The sequence below is a fragment of the Rhodococcus sp. SJ-3 genome, from assembly GCF_051918125.1.
Classification (GTDB): domain Bacteria; phylum Actinomycetota; class Actinomycetes; order Mycobacteriales; family Mycobacteriaceae; genus Rhodococcus.
The window spans coordinates 5,441,075-5,459,640 of sequence record NZ_CM123306.1; the positions used below are offsets into that span (position 1 = coordinate 5,441,075).

Genomic DNA, 18,566 nt, shown 5'->3' on the forward strand with positions numbered 1-18,566 from the left:
GTCGCGTGCTGCAATGATGTCGCGTGCTGCAATGATGCGGTCGGGACCGACCCTCGACCGTCGTCGATTCCTCCGCATCGGCGCCCTCGGAGCCGGTGCGGTGGGGTTCGGCGTACTCGGTTTCGGTGCGGCATCGTGCAGTTCGGCCGATGCGACGGGCGGCCCTCCGCTCGAGTACATCTCCCCTACCGATCCGGAGATCCTGGCGGCGGAAGCCGCGCGCGGATGGAACGGGCGGGAAGTGCCCGTCGCGCTGACCGCCGCGGTGGCCACCGTCGACCTCGGTGGCCGGCTCGTCGACACCTGGTCGTACGGCGGCCGCGCGGTGGCTCCGGAACTGCGGGCGAGCGTCCGCAACAAATTGCTCGTGTCGGTGCGCAACGACCTCGCAGTGGACACGACGTTGCACTGGCACGGGATCCGCATCCGCAACGACATGGACGGTGCGGCGCCGGTGACGCAGGATCCGATCGGCCCGGGTGGTGATTTCCTGTACGACTTCATCGTCCCGGACCCGGGCACACACTGGTACCACTCGCACAGCGGCCTGCAGGCCGACCGTGGACTGTTCGGCGCCCTCATCGTCGAGGATCCGCACGATACCTCCGGCGCCGACGTCGACGCCGTTCTGGTCCTCGACGATTGGGTCGACGGCCTCGGAACCACCCCCGAGGCAGTGCTGGCGGCGCTCAATCCCGCGATATCCGGCGGTCACGCAGGGCATGGCGGAGGCGGCGCACCGGCCGAACAGACCACCGAGGAAACCGCTGCGGCGCAGTCGCTCGTATCGGGAGGTCACGGTTCGTCGGGGCCTCTCGGCGGGATGACCCAGCACATCGGCTACCCGATGCACCTGATCAACGGGCGTCCGCCCAACGACCCCGAGACGGTGACCGCGGCACCCGGGAACCGGGTGCGGCTACGGATCGTCAACGCAGCCGCCGAGACGCCGTACCGCTTCGCAGTCGCGGGCCACGAACTCACGGTGATCGCTGCGGACGGCTTCGATTGCGTCCCGACCACCGTCGATACCCTGATCGTCGGCATGGCCCAGCGGTACGACGTGCTGCTCACCCTGAAGTCGGGTGCGTGGCCGATCGTGGCGAAGGTGGAGGGCCGGGACGGATACGCGTCAACGGTGCTGCGCTCGAACGACGCGGCGCCCCTGCCGAATCCGGATGTGGGCGGATTCGTCCCGGAATTGTCGGGTCGCCTGCTCGCTGAGAGCGACTTGCGACCGGTCGACGCAGTCCGGTTGGATTCTCGCACCGCAGACCGGGACTACCGGGTGGAGCTGATCCAGGCCGGAGATCGGTACGTGTGGGGTATGGCCGGGCCGGATGCCGGAAAACTGGTGATGCGGCAGGGAGAGCGGATCCGCATCACGATGGCGAACAACACGACGATGTGGCATCCGATGCACACCCACGGCCACACGTTCGCGGTCCCCGACTACGGCGGACTCCGGCGCGACACCGTCAACGTGCTACCCGGCACCGAACTTGCCATCGAGTTCGACGCCGACAACCCTGGGGAGTGGATGTTCCACTGCCACAATGCCTATCACTTCGAAGCCGGGATGACCGCGAACCTGCGATACATCCGATGAGAGGACACCTGTGAAGAAGCTGCTGCCACTCATTGCCGCGCTGATCGCCACCGTCGGACCGACCGCGTGCGGTTCGTCGGCGGCGGACACCGAACCCGCCGTGGTGATCGACGTGACGAACATGTCGTACTCACCCGCCTCGGTCACGATCGAGCAGGGCCAGACGGTCCGGTGGAAGTTCGACGACAACGGACTCCCCCACGACGTCGCCGGCGACGGACCCCTCGAAGGCCTGCTGCAGAGCGAACTGCTCACCGAGGGCACCTACGAGTACACCTTCGACGACCCCGGCACGTACACCTATCACTGCACGCCGCACGCGTCGATGGTCGGCACCGTGATCGTCCGGTAGTGCGGCCGTCCATGATGCAGGGCCCCGGGCGGGCCTGGAGCCGGTGGGCACTCACCATCGGCGTCGCGGCACTTGCATCGACCGGATGTTCCGCCGCCGGGCCTGACACGGTGATCGAGATCAGCAACGTGCGGTACAACCCGATGGATGCCACGGTGTCGGCCGGCGACACCGTCGAATGGCGATTCGACGACGGCGGCGTCCTCCACCGCGTGGAGTCACCCGGTGAGTTCGACAGCGGCATCACCGGCGAGGGCACCTTTTCGCACACGTTCGACAGTCCGGGCACCTACAGCTACATCTGCTCGATCCACCCGTACATGAACGGAACAGTCACCGTCCGCTGATACCCGAGCGGGAATTACTACACAGCAACGATTCTGGAGGTTACCGATGACGACTGTCCTCACCCATGAACCGATCGACACCGATCTACCCGATATCCGTCCGACGCTCGCCGGTGCCGTGTCGGCGCAGACCCGCCTCGGCCTCGCGGCCGGTGCCTCAGTGGCCGGGGCGGGGTCCGCCGCCCTGGCCTCACCGACGACGGCAACGGCCCTGACGGTCGCTGTCGTCGGAGCCGGGCTCGTCACGTCCCTCGCTGCCAACTGGTCCACCTGCGGCATGTCCGTGGCGGGTGTCGTCGCCGCTCCGAAGCAGCCGGGCCGGAAAGGATCGTCCACACCGGTGCGGCGCCTGGCCTGGCATGCGCTCGGCTCTGTCGGTACGGGTGCCGTGACCGGTGCGCTGCTCGGCACGATCGGCTCGGTGACCGCTGCGACGCTGTCGCCCTTGTGGCTGCTCGCCGGATGGGCAGTGTTCGCGCTGGCGTACGGACTGCACGAGATCGGTGTTCTGACGATGCCCACACCGATGCGACGGCAGCAGTTGCCCCGGCACCTTCGTCGGACAATGGCTCCGTGGAAGGTGTCGCTACTGTTCGGCGCGATCATCGGCCCCGGTTTCCTGATCTTCATCCGGTCCAGCGCGTACTACCTGCTGGTGCTCGGGGTGCTCGCGGCCGGATCGCCGGCGCTCGGTGCCGCGATGTTCACCGTCGTGTCACTCGGCCGGTGCATGCCGAGCGTCGCGGCCATCGCACACACTCGCCGCGGTGGATCGATGCCCGGTTTCCTGTCGGTGATGTGCGTCGTCGATCGCCGGGTGCAGGCCGTGACCGGCGCTGCTCTGGCGGGCCTCGCCGTGTTCGCGGGCGTTGCGCTGATCTGATCGATTCCGATCCACGCGGATGCCGGGACCTGTGCCCCGGGCTTCATGAGCCCGGGGCACACCTGTCTGTCGGTGGGTGCGGTTAGCCTGACTGCGGTATCGAACACAGATTCGGACATCGCCGACATGGAACGGACCACGACATGGCGCATCCCGTCATCCCGCCCACGCATCGAAGCTGTTCAAACGCGGTTCGGTCGCATTCCGGCCGGCCCCGCGGCGACCACGCCCGGGTTCGCGCGGTGTGCCGTTCGCAGGATCGTGCGGGCGGTCTCGTCATCCCCTTCGGGCGCGACGGCAACGGCAACAGCGTGGCGTGGGCAGTGACTGCCGGACGCAACCTTCTCGTGCATCAACGCGACACGGAGAACTTTCCCAACCTGCCACTCACCCTCGTCGCAACGGGCGTGCTGTCCAGAGGCACCCACGAATTGTTCGTCGCCGATCCGCATCATCGCCACCACTGGCTCGCCGGGTCCCCGAAGGCAACCGAATGGGACGCCTCGTGGGCGGACACTCCGGAGCGGATCGGCCGAATGCTCGCCGAGTTGGACTCAGCAGCCGCCGGGCCTCGGCGGCTGTTGCTACTCGCGGGACTCTCGACGACGATCGCGAAATTGGATCTCCCCGACCGCGAGCGATTGACGGACCTGGTGACCACTGCTCACGCACGCAACCTCACCGTCGTCGCGACCAGCAGCGATCATGGCGCGCGGTGGTTCCCGGACGGCCTGATCGCCGCGTTCGACGATGTTCTCGTACGCGAGAACGGCTGCTCCAGCGTGTATCGGAATCCACTCGGTCACGGAGGATGACGTCTGTGGCCAGGCAGGGTGCGCGGCACCCGGTCTCACCACGTCCTGCCCACGCGCCCTGAATCTCGCAAGACTCGGATCACCGAGTCGAGAAAGGGTAGTGATGGAGCAAACGGAAACCGAGAGCCAGGCCGACGTCGTCGGCATGTGGGTGACAGCAGACGGATTCATTCGCCAGGAGTTGCGGTCCGATGGGCGCTACGACGAGGCACGTGGCGCACGGCGGAGTGCGTACACCGGAAATTACACCGTGGCAGGGAGTCATCTCGAGTACGTCGACGACAGCGGTTTCACCGCAACCGGAGATCTTCGCGACGGGGTGCTCTTTCACGAGCATCTCGTCCTGTACCGAGAGGGCACACTGTCGTGATCGAACCCAAAACAGTCCTGATCACGGGAGCGAGCAGCGGGATCGGCGCCGCGACCGCACGCGCCCTCGCCGACGATGGCCACCAGGTGTTTCTCGGTGCGCGGCGTACCGAACACCTCGAGCACCTGGTGCAGGAGATCATCGCTGCTGGCGGCGTCGCAGCGTGTCGCAGAGTCGACGTCACGGACACAACCGATGTCCGCTCGTTCGTCTCGTCGGCGCATGAACATTTCGGTCGCGTCGACGTGTTGGTGAACAATGCCGGCGTCATGCCGTTGTCTCCGCTCGCGGCCCTGAAGGTCGACGAATGGAGCCGGATGATCGACGTGAACATTCGTGGCGTTCTCAACGGCATCGCCGCAGCACTACCCGTGATGCAGGCGCAAGGGCGCGGACATATCGTCAACATCGCGTCGGTCGGCGCGCACGAAGTGGTTCCGACGGGGGCCGTCTACTGCGCGACCAAGCACGCGGTGTGGGCGATCTCCGAGGGACTGCGCCAGGAATCGTCCGGGGAGGTGCGTGTCACCGTTGTCTCTCCCGGGGTGACGGAATCCGAATTGGCGGAGAGCATTTCGGATGAGTCTGCCCGCGAGGAGATGAGAGCGTACCGTGCTGTTGCACTTCCTGCCGAGGCGATTTCCCGCGCGATCGCGTACGCAATCGGCCAACCGGCAGACGTCGATGTGAACGAGATCATCGTGCGCCCCGCCGCCAGCGCACAGTAATCAGGCCGGCCGGGACGGGAGATCGCTCCCTGCAGTTGCGTTCTCTCGTTCCCGGTCGCTCGTCGCAATGAGGGAGCCGAGCAGCCGCAGCGCCTCATCGCTCGGAGATCCCCGTTCCGCCCGGTAGATCACCATCTGCAGACCAGGTTGTTCGCGCACATCGAACGCATGGAAGGTCAATGTCAACGCACCCACTTGGGGGTGAACGAACTTCTTCGCTTCCATGGTTTTGCCTCGCACCTCCCCTTCATCCCAGAGTTGCCGGAACTCAGGACTCACCGCCGAGACCTCGTCGACCAAGCGCGCCAGACGCGCATCATGCGAATCATGCCCGACGGCCAACCTGAGCGTCGCGACCGTGGCCTGGGCCGCGCGACGCCAGTCGGCGTAGAACAAGATGCCCGCCGGATCGGTGAACACCATCCGCACCAGGTTGTCGGCACTGGCGAACGGCGAGAAGAGTGCCACGGCGAGCGGGTTGCATGCCACGATGTCGAGCGTCCGATTCAGTACGAATGCCGGGGTGGAATCGAATGTATCCATCAACTGGAGGAGTGCGGCACCGACGGATTCGGGCGCACCTGACCCGTGGATGCTCGGCACCAGCCCTGCCAGCCTGTACAGGTGCATCTCCTGGTCTGCGTCGAGCCGCAACGCACGAGACAGGGCGTCGAGAACTTGCACGGAGGGGTGTCGTTCTCGCCCCTGCTCCAATCGGGTGTAGTAGTCGGAACTGAGCCCACCGGTGATCGCAACTTCCTCACGCCGAAGTCCCCGGACCCGCCGAGTGCCGTAGCTGCGAAGCCCCACCTCCAACGGAGAGATCTGCGCGCGACGTGACCGAAGGAAATCGCCGAGTTCACTGGAAGGCATGTTCCGATGGTAGTTCCGTGTCCGTCGGTCACGGGTGGGTGCACTGCACCCACCCAGCGACGACGCCTCGAATTGTCGTCGAGTGCGACACCACCCGTTCACCATCGAAGCGGCATCCGTTCACGCACACAGAGTGAGATCCAAGGGATCGGACGCTCGTCCCTTCACCACGGATCGTCGGGCACGTTCCTGCCCGTGAAAGGGAGCCCTCATGGCCACAGTTACTTTCGACGGCGTCACTCGTCGCTACCCTGATTCCGATCGCGCCGCGGTCGACCGACTCGACCTCGAGATCGCCGACGGCGAGTTCCTGGTTCTCGTCGGCCCGTCCGGCTGCGGGAAGACCACCACATTGCGCATGCTCGCGGGCCTCGAAGAAATCGACGACGGCAGACTGTTCATCGGCGACACCGATGTGACCGACGTCGATTCGAAAGATCGCGATATCGCGATGGTCTTCCAGAACTATGCGCTCTACCCGCATATGACCGTCGCCGAGAACATGGGTTTCGCGCTGAAGATCGGCGGAGTGTCGAAACAGGAGCGCGATCGTCGTATCGCCGAAGCTGCACGGATGCTGGATCTCGATCCGTATCTGGATCGCAAGCCGAAGGCGCTGTCCGGGGGGCAACGTCAGAGGGTGGCGATGGGCCGGGCAGTCGTGCGCAACCCGCAGGTATTCCTGATGGACGAGCCGTTGTCGAACCTGGATGCGAAGCTGCGCGTGCAGACACGCAACGAGATCGCGCGACTCACACGTGCACTCGGCGTGACCACGATGTACGTCACCCACGATCAGGTCGAAGCCATGACGATGGGCGATCGCGTTGCGGTGCTCGACGGCGGTGTGCTCCAGCAGATCGACACCCCGCGAAATCTCTATGCGCGTCCTGCGAACCGGTTCGTCGCCGGGTTCATCGGATCACCGGCGATGAGCCTTCTCGATCTTCCGATCGTCGACGGCGGAGTCGATTTCGCCGGCGTCACCGTTCCCGTCGAACGGTCGATACTCGGTGCTGTCCACACTGATTCCGTGACGATCGGCGTCCGGCCGGAGTCGCTGCGATTGACCGGCGGCCGGGACGGCATCGAGATGATCGTCGACGTGGTGGAGGAACTGGGTGCCGACGCATATCTGTACGGACACATGAACGTAGGAGGTTCGCGTCATCAGGTCACCGTCCGCACCGACGGCGCCGCTGTCCCCTCCGCCGATGCGGTCGTGCGGGTGCGTCCCGATACGGCGGGTCTGCACGTGTTCGACAACAAGACCGGGCTACGTCTGAGCGCCTGACGCGCGAGCGGGTGGATCCGGTCGATCCGGATCCACCCGCTCGACGTGCTGGAGCAGAGCGGTCGTCAGTGTGCTCCGACGAGCTCCGTCAGGTGCGCGACGCCCCGCCCTTCGAGGGTCGACCATACGATATGACCGGGACCGTCGGGCAGCGACACCATGTTGGGCACGCCGATGGTGACGACACCGGCAGCGGTGGCCGAAGCCAGGCCCGGCAGCGAATCCTCGATCGCCACGATTCGATCGAGCGACAGATCGCCCCGGATGGCTCGAAGGTTCTCCACCGCGATCCGGTACGGTTCGGGATCGGGTTTGCCTCGACCGACCATGTCCCCGGTGACCAGGAATTCGAATGTTTCTGCGGGAAGCAGGTCGACGATCTCCGACGCGAGGCGCTGCTCACTCATCGTCACCATCGCACAGGGGATGCCGGCACCGCGCACTTCTGCGAGGAGTTCGCGAGCACCCGGCCGCCACGGGACTGCCTGCCGAACCTGCTCGATGACGGATTCGAGGAGCATATCGATTATTGCCCGGACATCGAGGCCCACGCCGGCATCGCGCAAGACCGCAGCCGACGTCGGAAGCGCATTGCCGACGAGAGCAGAGGCCTGTTTGTCGCTCCATGGAATCCCGTATGCCGCACAGAGTTCCGTTTCGGCCCGGAACCAGTACGGTTCGGTGTCGACGAGTGTGCCGTCCATGTCCCACAAGACGGCGTGCACGCCGGTCTCCATCTGAATCACTACTTCTCCTCGTTGTGCTGATCCGCGGCCTCGGTGCCGGGTGCGGGTTCTGTGGTGTGCGGGGCCGGGTCGACTACGGTGACGGTCACTCCGCGCGACCGCAACGCGTCGAGCAGGTCTGCGGGCGCATCGACGTCGGTGATGAGGTCGTCCACCGCATCCCACTCCGAGATCTGGTGCAGCGACGTGTCGCCGAGTTTGCCGGAATCGACGAGGAGCACCCGTCGGCGCGCGGAGCGCAGCATCTCGGACTTCACCGCGACGATCGATTCCTCTTGGTGGTAGAGGCCGTCGGCGTCCGCAGTGGTGGTCGAGAGGAACGCGGTGTCGACACGCAATGCCCGGATCGCGCCCACGGCGCCCACCCCGAGGAACGATTCGTGTCCGACATCGAACGTTCCACCGATCGCTGCGACGGTGGGGCCGCCCTCGTGCGCAATGCGTGTCAGCGTCGGGAGGTAGTTGGTCACGATGTGCAGTTCTTCGATCCCGAGCAGATGGTCGAGCGTCATTGCGACGGTGGTCGAATCGTCGAGAAGCACGGACTGGCCCGGTCCGACCATCCGCGCGGCTGCCGCGGCGATGGCCTTCTTCTGCGGTACCGCCACGAGCCGTCGAAGCGGTGCGCTGATCTCGTACGTGCTGGTGCGCGCCACGCTGACCCCGCCCCGGAACTTACGGACGACACCGCGCCGCTGCAGTTCGTCGAGGTCGCGGTGCACCGTCATGAGCGAGACCCCGAACCGTGTCGCAAGCGACTGCGCCGATTCGGTCTCGTCGGCGAGCAGGCATTCGAGGATCGCGTCGAGGCGTCCCCGTCGGGAGTGACTGATGATCCGTTGCGACATTGTCGGTCGGCCTTCCGCTGCGCTGGTGTCGTCGACACTGTTTATATCACTTGAAGTGTGATTAACGGTCCATGAACAGATGTCGAAGAATTGCCGGATTTCACCCGAACCATACACATTCCACCCCTCTGGGCCGACCCACATAAATGACTTAATTACATTGTGTACCAGTCTTTTTAAATCAGTACTGCCGCAAGAGTCGGCATGTTCCACCCTCGGGGGAGGCGCTTTGACGGTTCCGTTGCCGAGTGCCAACATGATCGCGTCGACGGTACTTATAACAATCGAGTGATATGTGAAAGGAGGGTGGACGTGTCCATGACAGCCGAGCGCCCTGTGCCCACGACATCGGCGAAGCCTCGTGAGCGCCCCGGCGCGGAGCCGGTGCAGCATCGCAACCGATCCCGACGCCTGCGACGGGAGTACCTGCTGTTCGCCCTGTTCGCGTTTCCGAACCTGGCACTGATTGCGGTGTTCGCGTACTGGCCCGTCATCGGCAACGCATACCTGAGTCTGACGCGCTGGGACATGATCGCGCCGAGCCCCACCTTCGTGGGATTCGAAAACTACATCCACTTGCTCACCGACCCGTCGTTCCTTCGGGTACTGCGCATCACCGTTATCTGGGTTGTCGTGGTCGTGGGAGTGAGTCTGATCGGTGGTCTCGCCCTGGCACTGCTCTTCACCACCGCAGCACGCGGCCGATCGGCAGCCTCGGCGCTCGCCTTCTCCCCGCACATCCTGTCGGGGGCCGCGGTCGCCGCGGTGTGGCTGTTCCTCTTCGATCCCAATTACGGACTCTCGCGCGCCCTGTTCTCCCTGTTCGGGCTGGATTCACCGCATTGGACGACATCCGGCCAGTGGGCCTTGCCTGCGCTGATCATCGTGTCGATCTGGAAGGGCGTGGGCTTCGTCGCCATCGTGTATCTGTCTGCGCTGCAGTCCCTTCCCGGAGATGTCCTCGAAGCGGCGAAGCTCGATGGCGCCAATCGCTGGCAGGTGTTCCGGTATGTGAAGCTGCCGTTACTGTCGCCGACCACGCTGTTCCTCCTGGTCACCCAGGTGATCGCGGCGTTCCAGTCGTTCGACCTCATCGCCATGATGACCGGTGGCGGGCCCGCCGGCGCGACCACCACGTTGAGCTGGTTCATCTACAACGAGGGATTCCGGCAGTTCAAGGCGGGATCCGCGGCCGCAGGCGCAATGATCATGTTCGTTCTGCTGATGGTCGTCACGGTGGTCCAGATGCGATTCGTCGAGAAGAAGGTGCATTACCGGTGACCGCCACGATCGAATCCCAGTCGCAGCAATCACCGCAGACCACGCCCGCGCACTCGGGTGCACGACGTCAGCGCCTGGTCCCGCCCCGCACTCTCGGTGCCACGCTCGGCTTGATCGCCGTCGGCCTCGTGTTCCTCATCCCGTTCTATTGGATGCTGTCGTCGGCATTCAAACCGGAGACCGAAATCTACCGTTGGCCCCTGCAGTGGATTCCCACCACAGTCACGTTCGACCACTTCGTACGTGCGTGGGAGGCCGTCCCGTTCGGGCAGTTCTTCGTCAATTCCGTCATCGTGACCGCGGCGGGTTCGACACTCAAGGTCCTGCTCGCGGTGTTCAGTGCGTATGCGTTCGCGTTCCTGCGATTCCCGGGCAAGAAGGTGGTGTTCTTCGCGGTGCTCGGCGCTCTGATGGTGCCCGGGCATGTCACGTTGCTGATCAACTACATCACGATCGGCAATCTCGGCCTGATCAACACCTACGCGGGCATCTTCCTGCCGGGCCTGGCAAGCGCATTCGGGACGTTCCTGTTGCGGCAGCACTTCCTGTCCCTCCCCAAGGAAGTCCTCGAGGCCGCCGAACTCGACGGCTGTGGCCACCTGCGCCGACTCGTCCATTTCGTGCTGCCGATGTCGAAACCCGCGGTGGTGACGGTTGCGCTGATCGCGGTGATCGACGAGTGGAACGACTTCATCTGGCCACTGCTGGTCACCAACACCCTTCAGGCACGCACTCTTCCGATCGGTCTGATGTTCCTGAAGGAAACCGAGGGCGTCGACCAGTGGGGTCCGATCATGGCGGGCACGAGCCTCGTCATCCTACCGATGCTGCTGTTGTTCCTGTTCGCGCAGCGTTACATCGTCGACGGTCTTGCCGGCGCCGCAGTTCGACGTTGACCACTTTCCCCTCCCCACGCTTCCGCCACCTTTCGAAACCGAGGAGAAATCCCATGTCGCTGTTCACCAGAGGACACTCGCTGAGTGCGTCACAGCTCAGCCGCCGCCGTTTCCTGACCATCGCAGGCGGCGCCGCCGCATCGATTCCGATCCTCGCGGCGTGTGGTGCGCCCGGGGGCGGCCCGTCGTCGGGCGGGTTCGCGCAGCCGGATGTCTCTCCCCCCGCGCAGTTCGCAGGACGCACGAATGTCGTGTTCTGGAGCGGATGGTCGGGCACCAACGGTGAGGTCCTCGCGAATCTCATCAACAAGTTCAACGAGTCCCAGTCGGACATCTACGTCGAGGTCCAGGTGTTCCAGGGCTACGACGGACTGACCGAGAAACTGTCCGCCGGACTGCAGGCACGGCAGGTTCCCGAGCTCGCCATCTTCTCCGATGTGTCGTGGAACAAGTTCTTTCTGTCGGGTCACATGGAGCCGCTCAGCAGTTACTTCACCGATTCGTGGAACGCCGACACCTACCACGACCGCCTCTACGCCGAGGGTGTGGTGCGCGAGGAGCCGTACTGGCTCCCGTTCGGCCGCTCGACTCCGCTGTTCTATTACAACAAAGAGATCTTCTCGCAGGCCGGTCTTCCCGACCGCGCACCCGAGACGTGGGACGAATTCCGGGACTGGGGCAACCGGATCACGGGGCGCGACTACCGGGGCAACAAACTGATGATGCGCGCGTACACCGGTTCCGACGACTGGTACTTCCAGGGACTGCTGTGGAACTACGGTGGAGCGATGTCCGAGGGTTTGGATGTCATGGTCGACTCCGCCCGTGCGATCGCGGCCGCCGAGTTCGACCGCGCGTGCGTCAACGACGACAAGATCGGGTACCTCGCCCAGGAGATCAACACCGACTTCACCAATGGTCTCGTCGCGACGATCACCAACTCCACGGGATCGCTCACCGGCCTGAGCAAGGGCTCCGAAGCTGCAGGATTCGAGCTCGGTGCCGGTTTCCTGCCGGTCGCCACGGACACGGGTGTCCCGACCGGCGGCGCCGGCCTGGGCATCCTCAAGAACGCCGACCCGGAACGCAAGGCCGCTGCTGCGAAGGTGATCGAGTTCCTCGCGGGTGACGACGAGGCCGCCGAGTGGGCCGTCGGCACCGGCTATCTGCCCGCGACGAAGGGTGCCACCCAATCGCCGATCGTCACGACCCGCATCGCCGAGGACCCCAACTACGGACTGGCCGTGGCCCAGCTGGACCGGGCTCGTCAGCCCGACCCCGCCCGTCTGTACGTGGGCTCGACCATCCTCGAGATGCGCACCGTCATCCAGAAGCTCTACACCGAGAACGCCGATCCGGCAGCCGCACTCGGTGCTGCCGCCGCGGTCATTCGCCGCGACATCGAAGACGTCCGTCCGCAGTACGAGGAGCTGGTGGCTTGATGACCTTGCAGACATTCACACAGAACGGCCGGCGCGACACGTATGCCGTTGTCGGACATCGCGGTGCACGGGATCTGTCGCCTGAGAACACCCTCGAATCGTTCCGGCTCGCCGAGGAGATCGGGGTCGACGAACTCGAATTCGACATCCGGTTGTCCGCCGACGGTGTCGCGATCGTGCTGCACGACGCGACCCTCGACCGCACCGCAGCGTCCGAGGACGGGCGTGGCCTCGGCCCCGTCGCAGACCTGACGTACGAGCAGATCGCAGCGGTCGATGTCGGTGCCGGACGCCACGTGCCGACCCTGGCGGAGGTGATTGCCGCGACGACGGTGCCGCTGCAGGTCGAGATCAAGGCCGTCGACGCGTGCGACGAGATCGCCCGGGTCGTCGACGGAGTACATCCGGCCGACGCCGAACGCATCCGGTTCACGAGCTTCCAGCCGGAGGCGCTGCGCCGCATGCGTTCCCTCGTACCGGATATCACGCGCGGGTTGATCACGCACGGCTACCCGGACACCGAGCATCACCCGAACGGCATCGAGCGGGTCCTCGCCGAGGTGGGGGCAGCCGCGTTCTACTGCGGTTGGGACGGTCTGACCGACACACTCGTCGAACGGATTTACGACGCCGGCTACGAGATGGCAGCGTGGCCGGTCCGGAGCCTCGACGAGGTGCGCCGCGGACTCGAACTCGGTTTCAACGGCGGCACCGTCGACGACCCGCGCGCGGGCGTCGAGTGGCTCGCGCAGGCCCGCGCACAGCTGCCGAACTGACGGACGCCCGCGACCTCGGTCAGGACAGGAAGTGCGCTGCCTGCCCGACCAGATCGAGCAACGGTTGCGGGAGAATCCCGAGCAGTAGCGTGATCACGGCGGTCACCGCGATGGTGACCGTCGTGAGCACGCTCGGCATCACGATCGCGGGCGCAGCGGACGGTGGGTCGCGGAAGAACATGAGCACGATCACCCGAACGTAGAAGTAGGCGGCGATCGCGCTCGCGACCACGCCGACGATCACCAGCGGCACCGCGCCGCCCGAGATCGCAGCGCTGAACACGCTCAGCTTTGCGATGAAACCGCCGGTGAGTGGGATCCCTGCCATCGACAACAGGAACAGCGCGAACACGCCGCCGAGCACCGGTGAACGACGTCCCATTCCCTCCCAGCGCGACAGGTTCCAGGCTTCGCCGTCGGAGTCGCGGATCAAGGTGACCACCGCGAACACACCGATGGTGCCGATCCCGTAGACGGCCAGATAGAACAGCGTCGACGAGATGCCCTGCTCATTGGCGGCGACGACACCGGTGAGCACGAAGCCGGTATGGCTGATCGCCGAATACGCCAGCATCCGTTTGACATCGGTCTGCGTCACCGCGAGAACGGCACCGACCAGCATCGTGGCGATGGCCACGGCCCACAAGATCGGGCGCCACTCGCCGCTCAGGCCCGGCACCGCGACGTAGAGCACTCGCAGCAGCGCTCCGAACGCCGCAATCTTCGTTGCCGCGGCCATGAATGCGGTCACCGCGGTGGGCGCCCCCTGATAGACGTCGGGTGTCCACGAGTGGAACGGCACCGCACCGATCTTGAACAGCAGGCCCACCGACAGCAGACCGACACCGATCAGGGCGGTGATGTCGCTGCCACCACCGGACTCCACGGTGTCGGCAATTCCCGCCAGCGAGATCGTTCCCGCGTAGCCGTAGAGCAACGCGACACCGTAGAGGAAGAACGCCGACGAAAACGCACCGAGGAGAAAGTATTTGAGTGCTGCCTCCTGCGACAGCAAACGACGTCGCCGCGACAGCCCACACAGCAGATACAGCGGCAGTGAGAGCACTTCGAGTGCGATGAACATCGTCAACAGGTCATCCGAGGCGGGGAAAAGCATCATGCCACCGACTGCGAACAACGCCAGCGGGAACACTTCGGTGCGTGCAATGCCCGCATCGGTGGCTTCACGTTCGGCGGCGCTGCCGGGTACCGCTGCGGCCTGCGGAGCAAACGCGTCTGTTCTCGTCCGGGTCGATCCCGGACCGACCGCGGCTCCCGCGGTATCCAGGGCCACCGCAGCATCCACCGTCGTTCGTGCACCCTCGACACCACGCTCGGCGATGAGCGCGACCGCGAGAATCGATACGACCAGGATCGCGGCCTGCAGGTACAGAGCCGGGCCGTCGATCACGACCGCCCCGGCGGCGGTGGTGGTCTCGGTTCCCGCAAGCAGGACGACCGCAACGAGCGCCGCCAACAGGCCCGCGAAGGCCAACACCACGTGGCTCGCGTAGCGTGCGCGGGCGGGTGCGAACGCCTCGACGACGACACCCACCACCGCGACCCCGAACACGATGAGCATCGGGCTGAGCACGCCGTAGTCGATATCGGGCGCGGGAAGCGCCTGAGCGAGAACCGCAGTGTGGTCGAGATTGTCGAAGGATCTCACCTGTGCGTACCTCCTCCGGAGCCGACGACGGTCTCACCTTCGGCCACTGGTGTCTCGGGTGGAACGAGCGGTACGGGATCCTGCTCGCCGACCGTCACGAGCGTGTGGTCCACAGCTGGAGTGATCACGTCCAGCACTGGTCTCGGATAGACCCCGAGGACGATCAGCAGGGCGATCAAGGGTGCGACCACGAGGATTTCGCGGGGTACGAGATCAGTGATCGAAGTTCCGTGTCTCTCACCCGAACCCTCGCCCAGAGGATCACCCGGCGACGGTCCGGGGTCGGCGAGCACCGGTCCGCCCATCATGCGCTGGTAGAGCCACAGCACGTACAGCGCGGACAGAACAAGCGCGATGGTGGCGATGATCGCTGCGACCTGGTAGCGCGGATAGGTGCCGACGAAGACGAGGAACTCGCTGACGAATGGCGCGAGGCCCGGTAACGACAACGTGGCGAGACCCGCGATGAGGAACGTGCCTGCGAGAATCGGAGCGATCTTCTGGACTCCGCCGTACGCCGCGATCGCACGGGATCCGCGCCGCGCGACCAGGAACCCTGCGATCAGGAACAGCGCAGCGGTGGAGATGCCGTGATTGACCATGTATAGCGTCGACCCCGCCTGGCCCTGACTGGTCATCGCGAAGATCCCCAGAATGATGAAGCCGAAATGCGAGATGGAGGTGTATGCGATCAGTCGCATCACGTCGGTCTGCCCGATCGCGAGCATCGCGCCGTAGACGATGCCGATCACCGACAGGGTCACGACCAGCGGTGCGAAGTAGACCGAGGCGTCGGGGAACAGTTGCAGGCAGTACCGCAGCATCCCGAATGTACCGACCTTGTCGACCACCGCCATCATCAGCACCGCGGACACCGGGGTCGTCTGCACCGCGGCGTCGGGTAGCCAGCTGTGCAGCGGCCACAGCGGCGCCTTGACGGCGAACGCGAACATGAATCCGAGAAACAGCGCATTGAGAACGGCGGGGGTCGCGCCGAGCTCACCCGAGGAGGCTGCGTCGACGATGCGCCGGAAGTCGAAGGTACCAACGGTGCCCGACTCCCCCAGCCCCGCCTGCTCGGTGACCACATACAGCCCGATGACCGCGGCAAGCATGATCAGACCGCCGAACAGGTTGTAGATCAGGAACTTCACCGCGGCTCTGGAGCGTTGGGCCCGTTCGCTGCCGCGACCGCCGAACCCACCGATGAGGAAATACATCGGGATGAGCATCGCTTCGAAGAACACGTAGAACAGGAGAATGTCGAGCGAGACGAAAGAGATGAGCACCATCGCCTCGACGAGCAGGATCAACGCCGTATAGGTGTGAGCGGCTCGACGGCGGGATGCGGGAGCAGCCTCGACGACGGCATGCCGGTCGTCGTGCCATCCGGCGATGAGGAGCAGCGGCACCAGCACCGTGGTCAACAGCACGAGCACCAACGCGATGCCATCGATTCCGAGCGTGTACCCGGCCCCGAAAGCCGGAATCCACGAGTGTGATTCGACGAACTGGAACTGTTCTCCGCCGGGTTCGAACATCACCGCAAGCACCACCGCAACCGCGAGGGTCAGCAGACCTGCGACGACGGCGACGCTCTTGGCGAGGGTCCGCATCCGCGCGGGCAACGCGAGAACGACGACGGCACCGGCAACCGGGAGCACCCACAGAATCGTCAACCACGGAAATTCGTTCATGCTCGGTTCACCCCCTCACAACCGCACCAGCATCAGCGCTGCGACCACGACGGCCGCACCGGCGAACATGTACAGGGCGTACGAACGGACGAAGCCTGTCTGCAGGCGTCGCAACGAACCCGAGAGCGTCCCGACGGCGCTCGAGATTCCGGAGACGCCGCCGGTCACACCGGTGTTCTCGACTGCGACCAGCGTGCGCACCATTCCCTGACCGGGGCGCATGAACGCCGCTTCGTCGAACGCATCTCCGTAGAGGTCGTTGCGCGCGGCCACGGTCAGCGCCGACACATCGTCGGGAGCCGTGTCGGGGATCTGGCGGGTCGCGTACTGCCGGTAGGCGGCCCCGACACCGGCGAGGACCACCGCGAGTGTCATGAGCGTGACCAGCCATACCGGCAGACCACCCTCGTGGTGCGCGGATCCGACGACCGGTTCGAGCCAATGCTGCAGCGACCCACCGAGAACGAGCAGAGCACCGGCGGCAACCGAGCCCACGGCGAGCAGGATCATCGGCCACACCATGATGCCCGGGGATTCGTGGGGATCGGCATCCTCACTCCAACGACGTTCCCCGAAGAACGTCATGATCATCACGCGGCTCATGTAGAAGGCGGTCAGGCCTGCGCCGAGCAAAGTGGCGACACCGAGGATCACGCCCTTCGCGCCCGGCTCGGCGAACGCCACTTCGATGATCTTGTCCTTGGAGAAGAAGCCTGCGAAGGGAGGGATACCGATGATCGCGAGATACCCGAGCCCGAATGTGATGAACGTGAGCGGCATGAGTGTGCGCAGACCGCCGTAGCGTCGCATATCGGTCTCGTCGTTCATCCCGTGCATCACCGATCCGGCGCCGAGAAACAGCCCGGCCTTGAAGAATCCGTGAGTGAGCAGATGCAGGATCGCAAAGGCGTAGCCGGCCGGACCGAGCCCCGCCGCGAGCACCATATATCCGATCTGGCTCATCGTCGACGCTGCGAGCGCCTTCTTGATGTCGTCCTTCGCGCAGCCGATGATCGCGCCGAACAGGAGGGTTGCGGTGCCCACGACGACAACCGCGAGTTGCGCCACGGGTGCCGCATCGAAAACCGTGTGGGCACGGGTGATGAGGTAGACACCTGCGGTGACCATCGTCGCGGCGTGGATCAGAGCCGACACCGGTGTGGGCCCTTCCATCGCGTCGCCGAGCCACGACTGCAGCGGCAATTGTGCGGATTTCGCGCATGCGGCGAGCAGCAACGCCAAGCCGAGTGCAGTGATCGTGCCTTGGTCCGCGAAAGGAACTGCTGCGAACACCTCGTCGTACGACAGCGTGCCGAAAGTCGCGAACATCACCATGAGGGCAACGAGCAGACCGATATCGCCGACACGGTTGACCACGAATGCCTTCTTCGCCGCGGTCGCGGCGGTGGGTTTGTGCTGCCAGAACCCGATGAGAAGGTACGACGCCAATCCGACGCCTTCCCAGCCGAGATAGAGGCCGAGGAAGTTGTCGGCGAGCACGAGCAGCAGCATCGCGGCGAGAAAGAGGTTCAGGTACGCGAAGAAACGACGCCGGGCGGCGTCGTGCGCCATGTAGCCGATCGAGTAGAAGTGGATCAGCGAGCCCACCCCTGTGATCAGCAGGACGAAGCACATCGACAGCTGATCGAGCTGCAACCCGAAGTCGACCTGCAGGCTCTCCACCGGGACCCACACGAACAGGGTCTTCTGTGCTGTGCGTTCCGCGGTCGCGGCGCCGAGCATGTCGGCGAAGGCGACGAGTCCGAGTACGAACGAGGCGAGCGCGGTGGCGCATCCGAGCAGATGCCCCCACGGGTCACTGCGGCGCCCGGCCAGCAGCAGTACGGCGGCGCCCACGAGTGGCAGAGCCGGAATCAGCCAGATGATCGTGGCGATCGACGAGCTCATGACGCACGTCCTCTCGTCGCTTCATGTGGAGT

At 65.1% G+C, this 18,566-nt stretch carries 18 protein-coding genes; 12 read left to right on the plus strand and 6 right to left on the minus strand.

Annotated elements, in window-relative coordinates; genetic code table 11:
- Positions 1-31 precede the first annotated feature (31 nt).
- From ACTDXD_RS25270 to ACTDXD_RS25300, 7 genes are all read left to right on the plus strand, one after another.
- Positions 32-1,609, plus strand: a complete 1,578-nt coding sequence (locus tag ACTDXD_RS25270; protein WP_440127795.1) for a multicopper oxidase domain-containing protein — start codon at positions 32-34, stop codon at positions 1,607-1,609.
- Positions 1,610-1,619: 10 nt separating this feature from the next.
- A complete protein-coding gene (locus ACTDXD_RS25275) occupies positions 1,620-1,961 on the plus strand; it encodes a plastocyanin/azurin family copper-binding protein (protein WP_440124894.1) in 342 nt (113 codons plus the stop codon).
- An 11-nt stretch (positions 1,962-1,972) separates the two neighbouring features.
- On the plus strand, positions 1,973-2,308 hold the full coding sequence (locus ACTDXD_RS25280; RefSeq protein WP_440124895.1) for a cupredoxin domain-containing protein: 336 nt from the start codon (positions 1,973-1,975) through the stop codon (positions 2,306-2,308).
- 46 nt (positions 2,309-2,354) lie between these two features.
- Entirely contained in the window at positions 2,355-3,191 is an 837-nt protein-coding gene (locus ACTDXD_RS25285; RefSeq protein WP_440124896.1) for a methylamine utilization protein, read from the plus strand.
- A gap of 242 nt (positions 3,192-3,433) precedes the next feature.
- Complete coding sequence (locus tag ACTDXD_RS25290; protein ID WP_440124897.1) at positions 3,434-4,006, plus strand: hypothetical protein; 573 nt, start codon at positions 3,434-3,436, stop codon at positions 4,004-4,006.
- Between the two features lie 103 nt (positions 4,007-4,109).
- Positions 4,110-4,376, plus strand: coding sequence for an Atu4866 domain-containing protein (locus tag ACTDXD_RS25295; RefSeq protein WP_440124898.1), 267 nt, complete (start codon positions 4,110-4,112; stop codon positions 4,374-4,376).
- Entirely contained in the window at positions 4,373-5,104 is a 732-nt protein-coding gene (locus ACTDXD_RS25300) for an SDR family oxidoreductase (protein ID WP_440124899.1), read from the plus strand. Before ACTDXD_RS25295 ends, ACTDXD_RS25300 begins: the two co-directional genes overlap by 4 nt.
- On the opposite strand, the gene ACTDXD_RS25305 is transcribed toward ACTDXD_RS25300, so the two are convergent.
- A complete protein-coding gene (locus ACTDXD_RS25305) occupies positions 5,105-5,977 on the minus strand; it encodes a helix-turn-helix domain-containing protein (RefSeq protein WP_440124900.1) in 873 nt (290 codons plus the stop codon).
- A gap of 211 nt (positions 5,978-6,188) precedes the next feature.
- Between ACTDXD_RS25305 and ACTDXD_RS25310 the strand changes: the two genes are divergently transcribed.
- Complete coding sequence (locus tag ACTDXD_RS25310; RefSeq protein WP_440124901.1) at positions 6,189-7,271, plus strand: ABC transporter ATP-binding protein; 1,083 nt, start codon at positions 6,189-6,191, stop codon at positions 7,269-7,271.
- A gap of 65 nt (positions 7,272-7,336) precedes the next feature.
- On the opposite strand, the gene ACTDXD_RS25315 is transcribed toward ACTDXD_RS25310, so the two are convergent.
- A complete protein-coding gene (locus tag ACTDXD_RS25315; protein WP_440127796.1) occupies positions 7,337-8,008 on the minus strand; it encodes an HAD family hydrolase in 672 nt (223 codons plus the stop codon).
- 8 nt (positions 8,009-8,016) lie between these two features.
- On the minus strand, positions 8,017-8,865 hold the full coding sequence (locus ACTDXD_RS25320; protein WP_440124902.1) for a DeoR/GlpR family DNA-binding transcription regulator: 849 nt from the start codon (positions 8,863-8,865) through the stop codon (positions 8,017-8,019).
- Positions 8,866-9,183: 318 nt separating this feature from the next.
- Here ACTDXD_RS25320 and ACTDXD_RS25325 point away from each other — a divergent pair, with 318 nt between their 5' ends.
- Genes ACTDXD_RS25325 through ACTDXD_RS25340 form a run of 4 tightly spaced genes read left to right on the plus strand, consistent with a single transcriptional unit; the run spans position 9,184 to position 13,260 of the window.
- The gene (locus ACTDXD_RS25325; RefSeq protein WP_440127797.1) at positions 9,184-10,146 is read left to right on the plus strand and encodes a carbohydrate ABC transporter permease; all 963 of its coding nucleotides are present in this window, start codon (positions 9,184-9,186) and stop codon (positions 10,144-10,146) included.
- The gene (locus ACTDXD_RS25330; protein ID WP_440124903.1) at positions 10,143-11,042 is read left to right on the plus strand and encodes a carbohydrate ABC transporter permease; all 900 of its coding nucleotides are present in this window, start codon (positions 10,143-10,145) and stop codon (positions 11,040-11,042) included. The genes ACTDXD_RS25325 and ACTDXD_RS25330 overlap by 4 nt, the downstream gene beginning before the upstream one ends.
- A gap of 53 nt (positions 11,043-11,095) precedes the next feature.
- Positions 11,096-12,484, plus strand: a complete 1,389-nt coding sequence (locus ACTDXD_RS25335; protein WP_440124904.1) for an ABC transporter substrate-binding protein — start codon at positions 11,096-11,098, stop codon at positions 12,482-12,484.
- Positions 12,484-13,260, plus strand: a complete 777-nt coding sequence (locus tag ACTDXD_RS25340) for a glycerophosphodiester phosphodiesterase (protein ID WP_440124905.1) — start codon at positions 12,484-12,486, stop codon at positions 13,258-13,260. The genes ACTDXD_RS25335 and ACTDXD_RS25340 overlap by 1 nt, the downstream gene beginning before the upstream one ends.
- Positions 13,261-13,279: 19 nt before the next feature.
- Here the strand turns inward: ACTDXD_RS25340 and nuoN are convergent, their stop codons facing one another.
- The 3 genes from nuoN to nuoL are packed head-to-tail and all read right to left on the minus strand — an operon-like array spanning position 13,280 to position 18,534.
- Positions 13,280-14,929 (minus strand): NADH-quinone oxidoreductase subunit NuoN, encoded by a 1,650-nt coding sequence (nuoN, locus tag ACTDXD_RS25345; protein WP_440124906.1) that lies wholly within the window; start codon positions 14,927-14,929, stop codon positions 13,280-13,282.
- On the minus strand, positions 14,926-16,626 hold the full coding sequence (locus tag ACTDXD_RS25350) for an NADH-quinone oxidoreductase subunit M (protein WP_440124907.1): 1,701 nt from the start codon (positions 16,624-16,626) through the stop codon (positions 14,926-14,928). Before ACTDXD_RS25350 ends, nuoN begins: the two co-directional genes overlap by 4 nt.
- A 15-nt stretch (positions 16,627-16,641) precedes the next feature.
- A complete protein-coding gene (gene nuoL / locus ACTDXD_RS25355) occupies positions 16,642-18,534 on the minus strand; it encodes an NADH-quinone oxidoreductase subunit L (RefSeq protein ID WP_440124908.1) in 1,893 nt (630 codons plus the stop codon).
- Between the last annotated feature and the right edge of the window lie 32 nt (positions 18,535-18,566).